Origin of the sequence: Streptomyces sp. NRRL WC-3742 (assembly GCF_000720635.1) — a bacterium.
Classification (GTDB): Bacteria; Actinomycetota; Actinomycetes; order Streptomycetales; family Streptomycetaceae; genus Kitasatospora.
Genome location: NZ_JOCF01000063.1, coordinates 22759 through 40078, shown reverse-complemented (window position 1 = coordinate 40078; position 17320 = coordinate 22759). Strand labels below are relative to the sequence as shown.

The window sequence follows — 17320 nt, the reverse complement described above, 5'->3', positions numbered from 1 at the left end:
ACGCCGGGGCGTGCAAGCATGGAGGTGATCCGGGGACGCCGCACGGCGCCACGAGACGACAACCCTTCAGGAGTCCGTTCGATGAACGCTTCTTCGCCTTCGCCTGCCCAGAACCAGGCGTCGACCACCTCCCTCTACGGCGGGGTCACCAACCGACGGGTCACCGTCCGCGACCTCGCCGCCGCCAAGCAGCGCGGCGAGAAGTGGGCCATGCTCACCGCCTACGACGCCCTCACCGCCGGGGTGTTCGACGAGGCCGGCATCCCCGTCCTGCTCGTCGGCGACTCGGCCGGCAACTGCCACCTCGGCTACGAGACCACCGTGCCCGTGACCATGGATCAGATGGTGATGCTCTCCGCCGCCGTCGTCCGCGGCACCAAGCGCGCCATGGTCGTCGCCGACCTGCCCTTCGGCTCGTACCAGGAGTCCCCCGCGCAGGCCATGCACAACGCCGCCCGGCTGATGAAGGACGCCGGGGTCGGCGCCGTCAAGCTGGAGGGCGGGGAGCGCAGCGCCCGCTCGATCGAGCTGCTGGTCGAGGCCGGCGTCCCGGTGATGGCCCACATCGGCCTCACCCCGCAGTCCGTGCACGCCTTCGGCGGCTACCCCGTCCAGGGTCGCGGCGACGAGGCGGCGCACCAGATGCTGCGCGACGCCAAGGCCGTGCAGCAGGCCGGCGCCTTCGCCGTCGTCCTGGAAGCCGTCCCCGCCGAGCTGGCCGCCCAGGTCACCGAGCAGCTGGCGATCCCGACCGTGGGCATCGGCGGCGGCGCCGACACCGACGCCCAGGTGCTGGTCTGGACGGACATGGCCGGCATGACCGCGGGCCGGGTGCCCAAGTTCGTCAAGCAGTACGCGAACCTGCGCTCCGTCCTCGGCGACGCCGCCCGCGAGTTCGCCGAAGAGGTCCGCACCGGCGCCTTCCCGGCGGAGCAGCACACCTTCCACTGACGGCCCCGTCGCCGCTTCGGCCCCGCCGAAGCGGCGACGTCACCCTCGGAAGCGGGCCCACCGCTGAGCCGCCCTGCTCAGCCCGGCCGTCCACGCGTCCGGCTCGCTCCCCGCGATGTCGGCCCACATGCGGGCCTGAGCCTTCGCGAAGACGTCCAGCAGTGCAGGATCGCCGAGACTCCAGGCGGGAATCCTGGCAGCCCAGCCCTCCGCCGAAGCCGGGCTGTGGCCGCCCGCGGCGATCAGCCAGATCACCCAGAGAGCCGGGTCGATCCAGGCCGCGCCGCGCGTGGCCCACGCCCAGTCCACCAGAACCGTCCGTTCTCCCTGAACCAGCACGTTTTCGCTGTTCAGGTCCGTGTGCAGCAGCGCATCGCCCGCGAACCGGGCCGCCGACTGCGGCTCGTCCACATACGCAGCCCATCGCTGCTCCGCCTGACGGAGTTCGATCCGGGGGCACGGGACACGGCCGAGCCGGGTCAGCACGTCAACCATCGACTCCAGGTCCCCGACCGCTTTGTAGTCGGCGTGCCGGGCCCGGATGTGCTCGAACGCGAGCAGGCTCCATCCTTCGACTTCCATGTGCCACAGCACCGTCGGCGCGAGGCCGTGCAGGGACGGGTTGATCTCCGCCTCGCGCTGCTGTGTCCACACACGCGGGTGGCTGAGCCGCATGCCCTTGACGAAGACGCTGCCCTCTTCGGTGGCGAGCCTGACGGCGATCTCGGAGTTGAACCCGGCCGAGACCGTCTCCGCCCGAAGAATCGGACCTCCAAGCCGTACAGAAACAGCCTGGTGCACGGCTGCGGGCAGATCCGCCCAGTGGATGCGCGTGGTGGTCACGACCTACAGGCTCCCAGAATCAGCCCGGAGGCCGACCGCATCGACGCGGTCGGCCTCCGGGGGCGTGCTACCGGTACGGGTTGTCGTCGCTGCATCCGGGGAGGGCGTCGGCCCCGAAGTCCTCCATGTCGTCGACGAACCTGATCTCGTCGTCGTCGCTCTTCGTGCGGGTGGTGGTCATCTCGACCATGACAGCGGTCATCCTGTGGTTCCTTTCCGGCCGTGTTGGCAGTAGGTGTTCAGTGGTGCCTTCGCCTCCTGGTACCGCTTGGCCAGTGGCCTGCACACCGAGCAGTTCTCGGAGAGCAGGCAGCCGGAGCAGCCACCGGTGCGAAGCATGAGGCGGTCGGCGATCGTGCCGAGCCGGGCGAGACCCTGGACGCCTTCGGCCAGGACGTCGATCTGTTCGTCGCGGCCGACCTTGCAGATCGAGGCCCGTCCGTGCGGGTCGACGTGGAGGAAGGTGTGTCCCGCGTTGCAGCCCGTGAAGCGTTCGAGGGGTTTCAGGTGGGCCGGGGACTGGGAGGCGAGGGACTCGGCGCCGCCGTAGATCGTCGGCGACATGTGGGTGTACTCCTTGAACGGCAGCCCGAGCCCGTTGGCCAACTCGCGCATCCGGTCGTGCTCGTGGGCGTTCTGCGCGGTGACGATCAGCGCCAGTCGCAGGGGCAGACCGGCCTCGACGCCGGCGGCCAGCCCCCGGGTGACCCGCGCGAAGGCGCCTCGGCGACGGGTGAACGCGTCGTACGTCTCCGGGGTCGCGCCGTAGAGGGAGACGGTGACCCTGTACGGCCTGCACGCAGCCAGGGCCGCCAAGGTGGCGGGGTTCGACAGACGGGTGCCGTTGGTGAGGACCTCGATCATCATCCCGAGGTCGTGCGCGAGCCGGCACGAGGCGGCGAAGTGGGGATCGATCAGGGCCTCGCCGCCCGTGACCTGGAGCCACAGCACTCCGGCGTCCCGCAGGGTGCGCAGCAGGCGGCGCTTGCCCTTCTCGTCCAGCCATGTGGGACTACCAGGTGCACCTGCCGCCCGAGTGCCGGCTGTCGACCGACAGCCTCTGGGATGGGGCGAGCATGCACCAACTCGCCCAGACGCCTGCCCCCGGCCGGGAGAACAAGACTCCCCGGATCGCCCCCGCCACGATGGAGGCCCTGCTGGCCTGGAGCCTGCGGATGATCGAGGACATCGGTCCGGACATCGTCGCTGCCCAACACGAGTTCCAACAGCTCGAAGCGAAGACCCACCCTCGCCAGGCAGACTTCCACGGACTGCCCGTCCGCCAGCGCGTGGAGATCTCCTCGCCCGCGCCGAAGCCGAGGGAGCCGCTCTTCCGGGGATACAAGCCGACGACGGCACGTATCAGCTGAATTGGCGTCATCTCTCCCGACTCCTTGGCATGAAGCTGACCACCTCACAGCCGAAGGTGCGCCAGACAGTCGTGGACAGCGGCCTCCCGATCGCCCGAGGCTCATTCCTGGGGGAAGTTTGCGGCCTCATCGACGGGCACGCCTGGCGCGAGCATCCCATCACGGTCAAGGAGCTTCCCGAGCTGGTCTCGCACCTGGCCGCCGCCTGTTTCGTGGTGATCAGCTACCTCTCCGGCATGCGGCCGGGCGAGGCGCTCAACCTCAGACGCGGCTGCCGACGACGCGACGAGACCACTGGACAGCTCTTCGTTGACGGCCGTCACGGCAAGGGGGCCGGGCGATCTCCCCGCCCGAGCGCGGGCGAGGACGAGTGGGGCCGCTCGTGGGTCGTCGTGCAACCGGTCCACGACGCCATCGCCATACTCGAATCGCTGTCCGACTCCCCGTTCCTCTTTCCTTCCAGCCTCGTGTCCGCCCACGCACGCCGACCCGCCCATGAGCATGCCCGTGTCGCCCGATATATGACCCGTGACCTGGACAAGTTCATCGGCTGGCTGAACAGCAGCTTCCGACGGTCAGCCGGTCGTCCCGGCCGACCCGACCCGCAACATCCACCCGTCCAGGTTCAGACGGACTTTGGCCTACTTCATCGTCCGCAGGCCCCGCGGCCTGATCGCGGCAGCACTTCAGTACGCACACGTCTCAACCAAGGTCACCTTGAGCTACGCGGGGCAGGCGAACGCCTCCTGGCTGGAGGACGTGGCCGTCGAGCGGCTGGAGTTGATCGTTGAGCAGAGCGAGCGGGACTGGTCGCTCCTGGAGCAGGGCGAACGAATCAGCGGCCCGGCAGCTCCGGAATACAGGTCGAGGGTGGCGCGTGCCCACCGGTTCGCCGGTCGTGTCGTCAACCGCGTCCGCAACGTCGAGCGGCTGGTCTCCCAGGTCGACCCCAGCATCCACCATGGCGACGGCATGACCTGTGTCTGGCAGGCGGAGACAGTTGCATGCCGCAACGCCCGGATCGCCCAGGGGCTGCCGGTCGGTGACGCACCGATCGAGGCCGAGTGCCAGTCGACCTGCCAAAACCTCGCGTACACCGACCGCGATGTCGCCCAACTACAGGAAAGGCTCTCTGCGTTGGAGGCGGCGGTTGCCGACCCACTCGCCCCTCATCCGCTTCGGGATCGCGCCAAAGCCCAGGCTGTTCAGGTCCGCAAGGTCCTGCACCGGCACGTAGGCACCGCTACCACCAGGGAGAACAGCGAATGACCCGCAAGCCCCGCGATCGCGAAGCCGAGCGGGCGGCGCTCCAGGCTGCCGCAGAACGGCTGCTGGCGGGTACACCGCTGCGGTCGGCCAGCGGCAAGCTCACCGGATCGGAGCTGATCACCGAGTCGGGGCTTCGCCGCGATGTGGTCTACGGCGATCACAAGGACCTCGTGCACGAGTTCCAGGCCCGGGTGAAGGCACAGAGCTCGGCACCTGCCGCTGTGGAGAAGGTCCACGAGCAGAACAGGCTCCTGAAGGAGGAGATCAAGGCCCTCAAGGCAGACCTAGCTATCGAACGTGAGAAGAGCAAGGTCCTGACGAAGATCGCCGTAGAGCTGTCGCTGGAGTTGGACCAGGCAAAGCAGGAGCTCGGCAGCGCATCGGCAGTTACCCCCTTGAGCCGCAGCAGGTCATCTCGACCATGGTGTGGCGGGGGCCTGGGGGAATCCGAGGCCCCCGCCACACTCTCACCACCTCAACGGGCGATCAGCTTGCGGACCGCGTCGCTGACCTCGGGCAGCTCGCCGGGGAGTGCCCACTGGTGGGCGTCGTGTTCGGTGAGGACGACCGGTTCGGTCTTCTCCACGGTGACCGCGAAGTTGAACTGGCGGGTCGTGCCACCGCGGCTGTTCTGGTAGTCGAAGTGCCCGATGTAGCCGCTGACCTGGTCGACGGTCAGGCCGGTCTCCTCGGCGGTCTCCCGGTACATTGCGTCCAGGATCGTCTCCCCGGTCTCGACCGTTCCGGAGGGGATCTCCCACATCCCGCCCATGTAGTCGTCGGGGTTGCGCCGTACGAGCAGGACCCGGCCGTCGTGGTTGATCACGGCGGCCGCGACGAAGCCGGTGATGCCGGCGGCTTCAGCGTCGGCCGCCAGGCCAGCCACGAACTCGGGGGAGGTGACGGTCACAGAAGCTCCTTGTGATGGTCGCTGATCTTGATGGCCGCGCGGACGTACTGCTCGGCCAGTTCGAGATCCTGTTCACGATGCCAGACCGGGAGCTTGATCGTGTGCGCGTGAGCCTGCTCCGCGACCGGGAAGTCACCGCTCGTGTAACGGCGGTGGGAGTGCGGGTGCCCCGGGAACAACGGTCCGGGGTGCTGGTACAGCGGGAATTGGTTGAGCGGGCAGGTGGAGCCCGGGCGGTCGAACTCGGTGGCGCCCTCGGCGACCAGCGCCTGGTGGAACCGCTCGATCGGCAGCCCGCCGAGCTCGTCCGGCCGGTAGGTGAGCGTCAACCCGTACCAGGACGGGACCACCCCTTCGGGCATGCTGGTGACCTCCAGGCCGGGTACCCCGGCGAGTGCACCGGTGAGGTAGCGGGCGATCTCCGCCCGTCCGGCGAGGTAGCCGTCGAGGCGGGTGAGCTGGTCGTGGGCGATGGCGGCGGCGAGCGGGTGGATGCGGAGCTTGAGGCCGGCCCCGGTGACCGCGTACCGCGCGAGCGGATGGCCTTCCGGGATCTCCGACTTGGCCCGCTTGTTGTAGTGCGCGAGCGTGATGACCCGGTGGTAGGTGTCGTCGTCGTCCGTAAGGACGAACCCGCCCTCGCCGCCGGACAGCGGCTTGGGTCCGTTGAGGGAGAACGCCGAGGCCAGGCCGAAGGTGCCGACCTTCTGCCCCGCGATGCTGGCGCCGTGGGCGTGGGAGCCGTCCTCCAGTACGAGAAGGTCGTGCGCGTTCGCCACGGCGACGATGTCAGTCATGTCGGCGGGCTTGCCCCACAGGTGGGTGACCATGATCGCGCGGGTGCGCGGGGTGATCAGCTCCTCGACCCCGTTCGGGTCGATGTTGCCGTCCGGCCCGGTCTCGCAGAGCACCGGCACCGCACGGAGATGGAACAGCGGGGAGGCGGTGGCGTGAAAGGTCCAAGCCGGGACGATCACCTCGTCGCCGGGCTTGATCCTCGCGGCCCAGTAGGTGGCGTGCAGAGCGGCCGTGCCGGAGCTGGTGGTGACCGCGTGACGGACGCCGAAGTACTCCTGCAGTCCGTCCTCCAGCTCGGCGACGATGCCGGACCGGCCGGGGATGGAGATCGACTCCTCCAGCTGGGCGGCGACCTTGGCGCGGGTGGTGTCGTCGATCGGCGGCCAGCTGAAGTGCGGGCCAGTGGCGGTGACGGCGGGCTTGCCGCCGAGCAGGGCGAGAGGGCTGGTCACAGCATCTCCTTCGGGTCGATGTAGCGCCCCGCTGCCTTGGACCGGTAGCAGGAGGCGATGAACGCGGCGTGCGCGAGGTGCTGCTCCGGTCCGGAGGTGTTGGGCCTCTCGCCGTCCAGAACCCGGCAGAAGTAGTCGATCTGCGCGGCCGACGCCGAGGCCGGGGCGTGCGGGCGGGTCAGCTCCTCCACGACCGTGCCGCCCAGGTCAAGGCGCTGGACCTGGCCCTTGGTCAGCAGCACCGAGCCTCGGGTGCCGACCACATGCAGTCGCTCAGTCTTCGGGGCCACCCACCTGGACAACAGCACCGAGCCGTACAGGTCGCTGCCGTAGCCGAGCTGGATGACGGCGGTGTCCTCCGCGTCGTACCCGCCGCCGGGGACGGCGGTGGTGGAGAACTCCGCGATGACCCGGCTGGGCAGGCCGAAGTACCACAGCAGCAGGTCGATCAGGTGGTAGCCCATGTCGATGATGCAGCCGCCCCCGGCCTGCCGGACGTCCCCGCGCCAGCCGCCACCGGGGTCGTCGGTGTGGAAGGTGTACTGACCGTCGATCAGGAACGGTGTGCCGATCTGGTCCAGCAGCCCGGCGACGCTGGCATAGATCGGGTTGAACCGCCGCTGGAGGGTGACCATCAGCTCGACCCGCCCAGCCTGGCAGACCTGGACGAGGTCCCGGGCCTCCTGCACGCTGGTGGCGAAGGGCTTCTCCTTGAGGACGTGAACGCCCCGGTCGGCGCACTCCTGGACGACCTCCCGACCGGCGTGATGCGGGACGGCGACGACCACGAAGTCCGGCTTCACGGCGTCCAGCAGCTCACCGGCGCGGGTGAATCCCGGGACCTGGAGCCGGTCTTGTCGCTCGCGCAGGGTGTCGGGGTTGCTGTCGCAGACGGCGACGAGCTCGGCCTTGCTGGAGGCGAGCAGGCCGGGCAGGTGGTCTTCGAGCGCCTGGTGGCCGAGGCCGATAACCGCAGCTCGTCGTTTCATGCGCGGACTCCTTCCGCTTGGTGACGAAACTTGTCGGTGCACGACGAGTAGAGCCCAACTCACGGTCACCAACCAGGCGTTGTCCGTAGTCCCGGGGTAGTCCCGCCCGTACGCGCAGTAGGCTCACGGTCACCGTCGATGATGGGATTGGCCCCGTGGACGACCAGATCCGGCACCCCCTCGCGTACGCCCGCGCGCTTCGCGGCTGGTCCCAGACCGACCTCGCGGCCCGCATCCACCACGCCGCTCGGCACCGGCCCGAGGGCCTTCGCTCCGGCACCGACAAGGCCGCCGTCAGCAAGTGGGAGAACTGGCGCAAGACGCCCAGCATCGAATCCCAACTCCTGATCGCCGAAGCCTTCGACGTCCCGATCGCCGACCTGGAAGCCTTCGAGTGGCCTCACTGGCTGCCAGGGCAGGAACAGCCCGTTCCACTCGGGTCGGCGTTCACCGTCCTCGCCCTTCGAGATGCACAGAGAGCCGCTATGGACCACCGCCGACGCACCTTCATGACCTTCAGCGCGCTCGCGCTGGCCGGGCTCTCCACCCAGTGGACCGCCCTCGAACCTGACCGGCTCACCGCCGCCCTGAGCGGCAAGCACGTCGATGCCGAACTGGTCGACTGGCTAGAGGACACCTGCGCCAAGCTCACCGCGCTGCCCACCGAACAGCGCCAGCACACCGCGAAGCTGATGGACGCCCAGCTGGACACGGTCACCGACCTGCTGGAACAAGGCCGCTACACCGAACCCGTCGGCCGGCGACTCCACCTGCTCGCTGCCTCCCTGGCCAGCACCTGCGGGTGGCATCACTTCGACCAGGGCCAGCACTTCGCGGCGGGCAAGCTCTGGAACGCGGCCCTCACCAACGCGCACGCCGCCCGCGACCGCGACTTCGACGCCGGCGTCCTCTCCGACTTCGCCTACCAGTCGATCTGGCTCACCCAACCCGGCGCCGCCGTCGAACCGCTCAGCCAGGCTCTCATCCACACCCAGCACCCCACCGCCCGCTCCCTGCTTCACCTCCGCCGGGCCCGCGCGCACGCCGCCCTCGGCGCCGCCTCCGACTGCCACCGGGACCTGGCCGCCGCCGAGAGCGCGCTGCTGACCGACAGTCCCGACCCCGCCCCGGCCTGGTGCCGGTGGATGAGTACGGCGGACCTGGCTGTCGACTCCGGCCAGTGCATGCTCGACCTAGGCCGCACCGAGGAGGCCCACGCCCGTATCGGCGAGGGCATGAGCCTGCTGCCGCGTTCCCGTGACAAGACGCGGGGGATCTTCCTGACGTACGAGGCCCGTAGCCTCTTGCAGGCCCGCGAGGTCGAACAGGCCCTCGCTGTCACGAATCAGTCGCTCGACCTGGCGACCCGGATCGGCGCCGAACGGTGCGTCACCTTGGTACGCGAGCTCGCTCCGGCGTTCAAGCCCTACCGCCAGGTTGATGGCGTCGCCGACCTCATGGACCGCCTCAAAGCGAGCTGACGGTACGGGTCCAAAGCCGACACCTTTGAACCCGACACTCAATTTGCCTAATGAATGCAGCCGAGGTCGCAGCCCAGGTTGATCTCCCAGCTCGCCCGGCCGTGACCGTACGGCGGGGCGTCGCGGATCAGGACGGCGTCACTCGCCGACCGGATCACCAGGTCGACACCCCAGCGGGCGCGGACGGCCCTCGCCAGCCACAACGGAAGGTCGGCGCCCGAGTCGTGGGCGAGTTCCAGATCCCGGAACCGCCGCTCGGACAACGTGAGGCCCTCCAACCGGCCCGGCCGCAGGACGACGAAGCCGTTGAGGAAGGGGCTCGCGATCAGGTCGTGCACTTCCCCACCTCCCGGCTCAGATGGGCCGCGGCGGCGGCCTTCGTGTAGAAGCGCCTGATCCGGTCCGACGAACCCGGAACCCGCAGGTAGTCGTGCCGTTCACGGTCGTAGATGCCCCAGCACTCCAAGAGGACAAAGTGAGGGCTGCGGGAGTCGATCACCCGGACCTCGTACCGGGGCTGATCGCCCTGCCCGGGCGCCACTTCGCACCACACCACCTTCTCGCCCTCCTCCGGGTACCAGCCCCAGGAGTGGGCCAGCGCCTCGACGAGCAGGAGACCGCGCCCACCAGAGGCCAGATCGTCGGCGCTGGTTCGCGTCGGCGGCAACGGGCTCCCGTCAGCGACCTCCACGCGCACACGAACGCCGGTCCACCGAACCACGACGCGGCAACGCTCCCCGACATGCTCGACGGCGTTGGCGAGCAACTCACCGACACACAACTCCACGTCTCCCAACGCCTCGTTCGACAGAGGGAGGTTCAAGGCCAGGACGGTCTGCCCGACCTCACGGCGGGCCGGGGGTACTGCGGCAACACCGGCTTCGATGTCCAAGGTGCAGAGCACCGGCGCTGTCGGGGTGTTCAGCGGAGTCATGGTTGTTCCACTCCAAGCCGAGGTCTCGGCGATCGCACGCCTCTTCGGTGCGGCGTTCGTGCGCCGCACCACCCAGGAAACAAGGGTGAGTTGGGGCAAACCAGAGCAGTCCGGGTGCAGTTCTGGTGCATACTCGATGCACCACGAGCTCTGACCTGGATCAATGCATCAGCAGAGCGAAGGGCAGTGGCATGAAGGCCACCAGGCCGCATCTGGCGCGGCGCCGGAAGGCACTCGGCTGCAGTCAGGACGGGTTCGCCGAAGCACTCGACGTCGACCGGTCCACGGTCAGCCGTTGGGAGCGTGGCGACTCCGAGCCGCAGCCGCACATCCGGCCCAGGCTCGCCAGGCTGTTGAAACTCTCTGTTGTGGAACTCGACGGTCTACTGGAGTTGCACCCGACCGGTGCTGCTCCGGCGACATGTGAACCGCAGATCGCGATCATCGCCCCAACCGGATCCGCAGTCTCGCGGGCTCCGACCGAGACTCAGCGCAGGCGGCTCTGCGAGACAACGGCGGATCTGCTGCAACTGGCAGGCGAGATCTTCTTCGACGGAAATCGCTACACCGATGCCGCGCAGTGCTATGCCCTCGCCGTCAGCGCCGCTCGGGAGGCCAGTGCCTATGACCTCTGGGCGTGTGCCCTGGCCCGGCACGCTTTCATCGGCCTGTACGAGAGGCGGTTCGCCACGACGGTGCCCATGTTGAAGGCGGCTTCGGAGCTGGCCGGGCACGGGAATCGTGAGCTCTCGACCCGCCACTGGGTGGCGGCCGTTCAAGCCCAGGCGTTCGCCGGCTTGGGAGACCTCGACTCGTGCAACAGGGCGCTGGATCTAGCAGGTCAGGTCCACTCACTGGCAGGACAGGTTCACAACGGCGGCTGGCTGCGCTTCGACGGCTCTCGGCCGGCCGAGGAACGGGGCACCTGCTACACCCGGCTCGGGAGACCCGATCTTGCGGAGGGAGCCCTGGTCGAGGCATTGGACCAGCCGCTCTCGGCACGCCGCAGGGGGAGCGTTCTCACTGATCTCGCCATACTCGGGATTCAACAGAAGGACAGCGATCGCCTACTGTCGTATGCCGGTGAAGCCCTGTTGCTTGCCCAGCAGAGCGGGTCGGGGTACGTCGGCCGCAAGTTGAGGGAGCTTCAAGGGCGCCTCGAACCGTTCGGCGCCGACCGGCGGATCTCGGCCCTGAGCAGTCAGATCGCAAGCCTGCCTGCGATTCCGACCTGAACGGACGATGAGAGGCCTGAGGATGGAGCACGAGGACGGCCGGATCTTCCGCGAGGCGTGGATCGCCGGGGTGAGCGGCACTTTCCGGGTGACCCGAAGCCGGGGTCCATCACGCCCTGGGAGGAGACTCCGGACTGGGAGCGTCAGTCCGCGGCCGCTGTGTTCGGTCAAGTTCGTGACTTCATCACCGTGAGCGGCGGGACGACGGCCAAGCTCAGCCGCGAGCAGAAGGGCCGCTTCGTCGCCCTGTGCTGGATCGCTCAGATCTACAAGCACATCGCCGACCCCAAGCCGGGCTATGTCGCCGACTGGGACGCCCTGCCGGACTGGCAGAAGGAAACGGACGCCGACATTTTCGAGGACATCGAGCGAGTGCTCTGACTTCAAAATTGATTCTTGTTTCAGGGGCGCCTCCTCGATCGAGGAGGCGCCCCTGTTTTTCCGAATCTCTTCTGGGCGCTGAAATGATGTGTGCCCGAGAAGCGCCCTCAAGCGGTGACAGCCGGGTGACAGCGGCCTGACAGGGGGCCCGGCGGCGTGACAGGGGGGCGACAGGCGGGGCGGGCACCTTGGAGGCATGACAGGAATCGCCACCGCCCCGAACACGCGGGGAACCACCGGGAACGCCGTCGAGGTGCAGGGGATCGTCAAGCACTTCGGCGAGACGAAGGCTCTCGACGGGGTCGACCTCACCGTCCGCGAAGGCACCGTCCTCGCCCTGCTCGGCCCCAACGGCGCCGGCAAGACCACCCTCGTCCGCGTCCTCTCGACGCTGATCAAGCCGGACGCCGGCACCGCGTTCGTCGGCGGCTACGACGTGCTGCGCCAGCCCAAGCAGCTGCGCCGCACGATCGGCCTCACCGGCCAGTACGCCTCGGTGGACGAGTTGCTCTCCGGCTACGAGAACCTCTACCTGATCGGCCGCCTCCTCGACCTCCCCCGGCGCGAGGCCAAGGCCCGGGCCGCCGAGCTGCTGGAGCGCTTCTCGCTCACCGAGGCCGCCGGCCGGATCGCCAAGACCTACTCCGGCGGCATGCGCCGCCGCCTCGACCTGGCCGCCAGCATGATCGGCCGCCCCCGGGTGCTCTACCTGGACGAGCCCACCACGGGCCTGGACCCGCGCACCCGCAACGAGGTGTGGGACGAGGTGCAGCGGATGGTCTCCGAGGGCAGCACCGTGCTGCTCACCACCCAGTACATGGAGGAGGCGGAGCAGCTCGCCGACGAGCTGACCGTCATCGACCGCGGCAGGGTCATCGCCAGCGGCCGCGTCGCCGAGCTCAAGGCCAAGGTCGGCGGCCAGACCCTCCAGGTCCGCCCGGTGCACCCGGCCGAGCTGCCCGAGATGGCCCGCTGCCTGTACGAGTCGGGCGTCACCAACGCGACGTACTCCCAGGACACCGGGCTGCTCGCGGTGCCGATCGTCAACGAGGAGCACCTGACCGCCGTCATCGGGGTGCTCGGCGGGCGCGGCTTCGCGATCGCCGGGATCGACACCAAGGTGCCCAGCCTGGACGAGGTCTTCCTCGCCATCACCGGCAAGCCCTCCGCCGACCGCGCCACCGCCACCGCCACCGGCCACGCCAAGGAGACCGTCGCATGACCGCCGCCACGCTCGCCCCCGCCCACGCCCGGGGCGACGAGTCCCGGATCGGCCTGGCCGCCAACCTGCGCCACGTCGGCGCGCTGACCAGGCGCAACCTGATGAGGATCAAGGCCGACCCGGAGTCGATGTTCGACGCCGTGCTGATGCCGATCGTCTTCACCGTGCTCTTCGTCTACGTCTTCGGCGGCGCGATGTTCGCCGGGGACCAGGACGCCTACAAGCAGTACATGATCCCGGGGCTGATCGGGCAGACCGGGATGACCCTGGCGCTGGCCGTGGGCACCGGCCTGAACAGCGACTTCCAGACCGGGGTGATGGACCGCTTCCGGACCCTGCCGATCGGGCGGGCCTCCGTCCTGCTGTCCAAGATCGTGGCCGAGTCGCTCCGGGCCCTGCTGTCCACGGCGATCCTGCTGACCTTCGGCTTCCTGCTCGGCTTCGAGCTGAAGACCGGTGTGCCGGAGCTGCTGGCCACCGTCGGCCTGTCGATGGTGTTCGGCATGTCGATCGTCTGGATCTCGATGCTGCTGGGCATGGCGCTGCGCAGCGCCCAGGCCGTCCAGGGCGTCTCCATGCTGGTGCTGCTGCCGATGCAGTTCGGCAGCTCGATCTTCGCGCCGACCGACACCATGCCGGGCTGGCTGCAGGCGTTCACCAAGGTCAACCCGCTGTCCGCGCTGGCCGACGCCTCCCGGGCCCTGCTCAACGGCCACGGGGCGGTGGCCCACCCGGTGATGGTGGTGGTGATCTGGTCGGCGGTCTCGACGGCGATCTTCGCCCCGCTGGCGGTGGCCCGGTTCCGCAAGCGGACCTGACCCCCTGTGAACCTCCGTCGGCCGCCTCACGGGGGTGTGACCGACGGGATCGGCGGGCGGCCCGGGACAGGCCGCCCGCCGGAGGTACGGCCGGCCGGTGAACCCTGGGGACGGGCACCGGTCGGCCCTTCGTCGTTCCCGGGCAGACCCCGGGCGCCTCGACGGGCCGTCAGTCGAGGATCTCCGCCAGCAACTCCTGGGTCTGCCGGTGGTTCAGGACGGAGCCCTCCGCGCGGACCGCCTCGAAGGTCCCCTCCCCCAGCCGGGCGCGCAGGCCCGCGATGGCGCGGTCGCGCTCGTGCCGCTCCAGGTAGCCGCCCTTGGGGCCCTTCATCCCGCTCTGGGCGCCGATCAGGAGCGCCGCCGTCCGGGCCCGCTCATCGTCCTCATGGGCCTCGGCGAGGGCGCGCAGTACCCCGATCACGGCCGGGACCAGCATCACCGTCATCTGCTCCGCGAAGCCGGAGACCGAGTCCACGCTGCGGACCAGCCGCCAGCCCTCGCGCAGCAGCGCGAAGCCGGTGTCGGCGTCGCCCGACCGGGCGGTGACCCAGCCCTTCGCGGTGGTCAGCAGTCCGGCCGTCAGGCCCGGGGCGAAGAACCCGACCCTGGTCACCTCCAGCGACTCCAGCTCCGCCAGCGCCTCGGTGAACTCGCCGCGGTAGGCGTGGATGCCGCACAGCGTCAGGTGGCCGAGCAGGACGGCGCCCACGGTGGCCTGGTCCGCCGCCGGCCCCGCCAGCCCGGCCATGGTCTCCCGGATCATCCGCTCCCCGGCCGCCATGTCCCGCTCCACCAGGACACTGGCCAGCTGCACCCGCAGGATCGGCACCTCCTGGGGCGCGCCCAGCCGCTCGGCGATCTCGATGGCCCGCTCGTACGCGGCGGTCGCCCCCTCGGTGTCTCCCCGGTTCGCCAGCGCCTCGCCGCGGGCCGAGAGCGCCTGGGAGATCCCCCAGAGGTTTCCGGCCCGCTCGAAGATCTCCAGCGAGCGGTCGAGGTCGCGCAGGCTCTGGTCCTGCCCGTCGGGCCAGTCGTTGAGGGCCTTGGCCCGCACCTGGAGGACGAAGGCCAGGTCGTGCGGCTTCCCGTGGATCTCGCTGCCGCGCACGGCGTCGTCCAGGAGGTCCCGCATCAGCTCCAGCCGGCCGGCCAGGAACGCCGCGAACACCCGCATCAGCGCCGGGAAGCGGTAGGACTGCGGCAGCTCCGGCCCGTACACCTCCAGCAGGCGGCGGGCGAGGCGGACCGCCTTCGGGTCCCCGAGCACCTCGAGGTTGCCCTCGAACAGCCCTATCAGCCGGAACATGGCCAGCAGGCGGCGGGCCTCCTCGACCACGCCTGCGGGCATCGGCAGCTCGTACTCCAGGACGTTGCGGTCCAGCGGCACCGGTGTCGGCGCGTCGTCGGCGAACGGGTCGCCGCCGAGCGCGGTGACGGCCTCGTACCAGCCCCGGGCCTCCCGGGTGTAGCCGCGCAGCCCCCAGTACCAGGCCAGGCCGAGGACGAGGACGAGCGCCTGCTGCTCGTCGCGCAGGTCGATCGCGCGGCGCAGGGCGGCGCGGATGTTGTCCTGCTCGCGGTCGAGCACACCGAGCCAGCGCAGCTGCCCGTGGCCGTGGACGGCCTGGTCGGCGCTGGCGACGACCGTACGGAAGCGGTGCAGGTGGCGGGCCTCGGTCGCGGCGCGCTCGGCGGGGGACTCGGCGAGGCGCTCGGCCGCGTACTCGTGGATGGTCTCCAGCATCCGGTAGCGCGGCAGGCCACCGCCGTCGTCCAGGTCGGCGACCAGCAGGGACTTGTCGACCAGGGAGAGCAGCACGTCGGCGACGTCCTCCGGGGCCACCTCGGAGTCGTCCGCGCAGACCGCCTCGGCGTCCTCCAGCTGCCAGCCGCCGGTGAACACCGCGAGGCGGCGCAGCACCGCGCGCTCGCGCTTGCCCAGGAGGTCCCAGCTCCAGTCGACCACCGCGCGCAGGGTCTGCTGGCGCGGCAGCAGGGTGCGGCTTCCGGCGGTGAGCAGGGCGAAGCGGCCGTCGAGCCGGTCGGCGATCTGGCGGGCCGTCATCACCCGCAGCCGGGCTGCGGCCAGTTCGATGGCCAGCGGCAGCCCGTCCAGGCGGCGGCAGATCTCGGCGCACGCCTGCGGGTCGCTCTCCGGGTCGAAGCCGGGACGGGCGGCGGCGGCGCGCTCGGTCAGCAGCCGCAGGGCCACCGGGTCGGGCAGCGGCTCGACCGGCAGCACCGTCTCGCCGGGCACGCCGAGCGGCTCCCGGCTGGTGGCGAGCACGGCCAGGCCCGGGCACTCGGCGAGCAGGACGGCGACGAGCTCGGCGGCGGCCTGGATCAGGTGCTCGCAGTTGTCGAGGACGAGCAGCATCCGGCGGTGGCCGCAGTGCTCGACCAGGCGGCGCACCGGGTCCTCGGGGCGCTTCTCCATCACCTCGGAGACCACGCTGGTGTGCAGCACCAGGTCGCGCAGGCCGAGCGCGGCGACCACGGCGGCGGGGACGGCCTCCGGGCTCTCCAGCGGGGCGAGTTCGGCGATCCACACGCCGTCCGGCCAGGCGCCGCCGGGCTGTTCGGCGCGGCCTGCCTCGACGGAGAGGCTGGTCTTGCCGGAGCCGCCGGGGCCGATGAGGGTCACCAGCCGACGGTCCGCCAGCAGGCTCCGTACGGTGGCGAGATCGGCCTCGCGGCCGACGAAGCTGGTCAGCCGGCCGCGCAGATTGCCCACCGGGCGCGGGGGCTTGGGCGCGGCGGGCGGTTCGATCCGCCGGCCGACCGGCCCGCCGGCGGGGAGCGGCTCCTCGGCGCCCGCCCTCTCGGCGCCCGTCTTCTCAGCTCCCATCCTCTCGGCGCCCGCCCTCTCGGCGCCCGTCATCTCGGTGGAGGCGAGCAACTCGGCGTGCAGGTCCTGGAGTTGGCGCCCAGGGTCGACGCCGAGCTCCTCGGCGAGGGCGTGCCGGGTGCGCTCGTAGTGGCGCAGCGCCTCGGCGGTGCGGCCGCTGAGGTGCAGCGCCCGGAGCATCAGCTGCTGCAGCGGCTCGTCCGAGGGCCGGCGGTCGCAGAGTTCGGCGAGTTCGGCCACCAGGTCGGCGGCGCGGCCGAGCTCGAGGTCGGCGGTGATCCGGTGGCGGCGGGCCTCCTCCCGCTGGGCCTCCAGGCGGGCGGCCGGGCCGGAGCGGTCGGGCAGGTCGGCCAGGGCCGGGCCGCGCCACAGGGCGAGGGCGGCGCGCAGCCGCTCGGCGGCGAGGGCGTGGTCGCCCGCCTCGAGGGCCCGGCGGCCCTCGGTGCCCAGCCGCTGGAACTCGGCGAGGTCGGTGGCGGAGGAGGTCAGCCAGTAGCCGGCCGGGCCGGAGCCGACCTCGTCACGGCCGATGGTGCGGCGCAGCCGGCCTACCAGGGTCTGCAGGGCGGCGGAGGCGTCCTGCGGCGGTTCCGCCTCCCACACCTCGTCGGCCAGGACGTCCGCCGGGACGGGCCGGCCCTGCCGCAGGGCCAGTGCGGTGAGCAGGGCGCGCAGCCGGGCGCCGCCCAGCGGCACCGGTGTGCCGTCGTCGTGGTGGGCCGTGGTGGTGCCGAGGATGCCGTAGTGCACCGGACCATTCTGGTCGATCCGCGGGCATGCGGGCGCACAATTGTGCGTGCCCCTCGTCGCGGGCGG

The 17320-nt window shown here is 70.5% G+C and carries 16 protein-coding genes and 1 pseudogene; 8 read left to right on the top strand and 9 right to left on the bottom strand.

Translation table 11 applies throughout. The annotated features are described in order from the left end of the window. Positions 1 to 81 precede the first annotated feature (81 nt). Positions 82 to 951 (top strand): 3-methyl-2-oxobutanoate hydroxymethyltransferase, encoded by an 870-nt coding sequence (gene panB, locus IH61_RS0129845; protein ID WP_031075472.1) that lies wholly within the window; start codon positions 82 to 84, stop codon positions 949 to 951. A gap of 39 nt (positions 952 to 990) precedes the next feature. On the opposite strand, the gene IH61_RS0129840 is transcribed toward panB, so the two are convergent. The 3 genes from IH61_RS0129840 to IH61_RS0129830 form a co-directional block, all read right to left on the bottom strand. Continuing rightward, a complete protein-coding gene (locus IH61_RS0129840) occupies positions 991 to 1794 on the bottom strand; it encodes a hypothetical protein (protein WP_031075471.1) in 804 nt (267 codons plus the stop codon). Positions 1795 to 1861: 67 nt separating this feature from the next. Beyond that, positions 1862 to 1996, bottom strand: a complete 135-nt coding sequence (locus IH61_RS49750; protein ID WP_267884079.1) for a hypothetical protein — start codon at positions 1994 to 1996, stop codon at positions 1862 to 1864. Next, complete coding sequence (locus tag IH61_RS0129830) at positions 1993 to 2769, bottom strand: radical SAM protein (RefSeq protein WP_324607633.1); 777 nt, start codon at positions 2767 to 2769, stop codon at positions 1993 to 1995. The genes IH61_RS49750 and IH61_RS0129830 overlap by 4 nt, the downstream gene beginning before the upstream one ends. 29 nt (positions 2770 to 2798) lie before the next feature. Here IH61_RS0129830 and IH61_RS47915 point away from each other — a divergent pair, with 29 nt between their 5' ends. Both IH61_RS47915 and IH61_RS43330 read left to right on the top strand, forming a co-directional pair. Then, positions 2799 to 3164 (top strand): hypothetical protein, encoded by a 366-nt coding sequence (locus IH61_RS47915; RefSeq protein ID WP_051838346.1) that lies wholly within the window; start codon positions 2799 to 2801, stop codon positions 3162 to 3164. Positions 3165 to 3800: 636 nt separating this feature from the next. Continuing rightward, positions 3801 to 4433, top strand: a complete 633-nt coding sequence (locus tag IH61_RS43330) for a hypothetical protein (protein ID WP_051838343.1) — start codon at positions 3801 to 3803, stop codon at positions 4431 to 4433. 475 nt (positions 4434 to 4908) lie between these two features. Here the strand turns inward: IH61_RS43330 and IH61_RS0129820 are convergent, their stop codons facing one another. Genes IH61_RS0129820 through IH61_RS0129810 form a run of 3 tightly spaced genes read right to left on the bottom strand, consistent with a single transcriptional unit; the run spans position 4909 to position 7582 of the window. Continuing rightward, positions 4909 to 5343, bottom strand: a complete 435-nt coding sequence (locus IH61_RS0129820; protein ID WP_031075469.1) for an NUDIX hydrolase — start codon at positions 5341 to 5343, stop codon at positions 4909 to 4911. Continuing rightward, positions 5340 to 6593 (bottom strand): DegT/DnrJ/EryC1/StrS family aminotransferase, encoded by a 1254-nt coding sequence (locus IH61_RS0129815; protein ID WP_031075467.1) that lies wholly within the window; start codon positions 6591 to 6593, stop codon positions 5340 to 5342. Before IH61_RS0129815 ends, IH61_RS0129820 begins: the two co-directional genes overlap by 4 nt. Beyond that, positions 6590 to 7582: a Gfo/Idh/MocA family protein gene (locus tag IH61_RS0129810; RefSeq protein ID WP_031075465.1), complete on the bottom strand. Its 993-nt coding sequence runs from the start codon at positions 7580 to 7582 to the stop codon at positions 6590 to 6592. Before IH61_RS0129810 ends, IH61_RS0129815 begins: the two co-directional genes overlap by 4 nt. Before the next feature lie 155 nt (positions 7583 to 7737). Between IH61_RS0129810 and IH61_RS0129805 the strand changes: the two genes are divergently transcribed. After that, positions 7738 to 9063, top strand: coding sequence for a helix-turn-helix transcriptional regulator (locus IH61_RS0129805; protein ID WP_031075463.1), 1326 nt, complete (start codon positions 7738 to 7740; stop codon positions 9061 to 9063). Between the two features lie 47 nt (positions 9064 to 9110). Here the strand turns inward: IH61_RS0129805 and IH61_RS0129800 are convergent, their stop codons facing one another. Together IH61_RS0129800 and IH61_RS0129795 are read right to left on the bottom strand one after the other, a co-directional pair. Next, on the bottom strand, positions 9111 to 9401 hold the full coding sequence (locus tag IH61_RS0129800; protein ID WP_031075461.1) for a hypothetical protein: 291 nt from the start codon (positions 9399 to 9401) through the stop codon (positions 9111 to 9113). Next, positions 9389 to 9997 (bottom strand): ATP-binding protein, encoded by a 609-nt coding sequence (locus IH61_RS0129795; RefSeq protein WP_051838341.1) that lies wholly within the window; start codon positions 9995 to 9997, stop codon positions 9389 to 9391. Before IH61_RS0129795 ends, IH61_RS0129800 begins: the two co-directional genes overlap by 13 nt. 191 nt (positions 9998 to 10188) lie before the next feature. Between IH61_RS0129795 and IH61_RS41680 the strand changes: the two genes are divergently transcribed. From IH61_RS41680 to IH61_RS0129775, 4 genes and pseudogenes are all read left to right on the top strand, one after another. Beyond that, entirely contained in the window at positions 10189 to 11232 is a 1044-nt protein-coding gene (locus IH61_RS41680; RefSeq protein ID WP_037973540.1) for a helix-turn-helix transcriptional regulator, read from the top strand. Between the two features lie 22 nt (positions 11233 to 11254). Then, positions 11255 to 11613 (top strand): annotated as a pseudogene (locus IH61_RS41675) (hypothetical protein). Positions 11614 to 11809: 196 nt separating this feature from the next. Next, positions 11810 to 12835 (top strand): daunorubicin resistance protein DrrA family ABC transporter ATP-binding protein, encoded by a 1026-nt coding sequence (locus IH61_RS0129780; protein ID WP_031075454.1) that lies wholly within the window; start codon positions 11810 to 11812, stop codon positions 12833 to 12835. Next, positions 12832 to 13653 carry an ABC transporter permease gene (locus IH61_RS0129775; RefSeq protein WP_031075452.1) on the top strand — a complete coding sequence of 274 codons (822 nt, stop codon included), beginning with the start codon at positions 12832 to 12834 and terminating at the stop codon, positions 13651 to 13653. The genes IH61_RS0129780 and IH61_RS0129775 overlap by 4 nt, the downstream gene beginning before the upstream one ends. A 169-nt stretch (positions 13654 to 13822) precedes the next feature. Here IH61_RS0129775 and IH61_RS0129770 read toward each other — a convergent pair whose 3' ends face one another. Continuing rightward, positions 13823 to 17254: an AfsR/SARP family transcriptional regulator gene (locus IH61_RS0129770; RefSeq protein WP_037973539.1), complete on the bottom strand. Its 3432-nt coding sequence runs from the start codon at positions 17252 to 17254 to the stop codon at positions 13823 to 13825. Between the last annotated feature and the right edge of the window lie 66 nt (positions 17255 to 17320).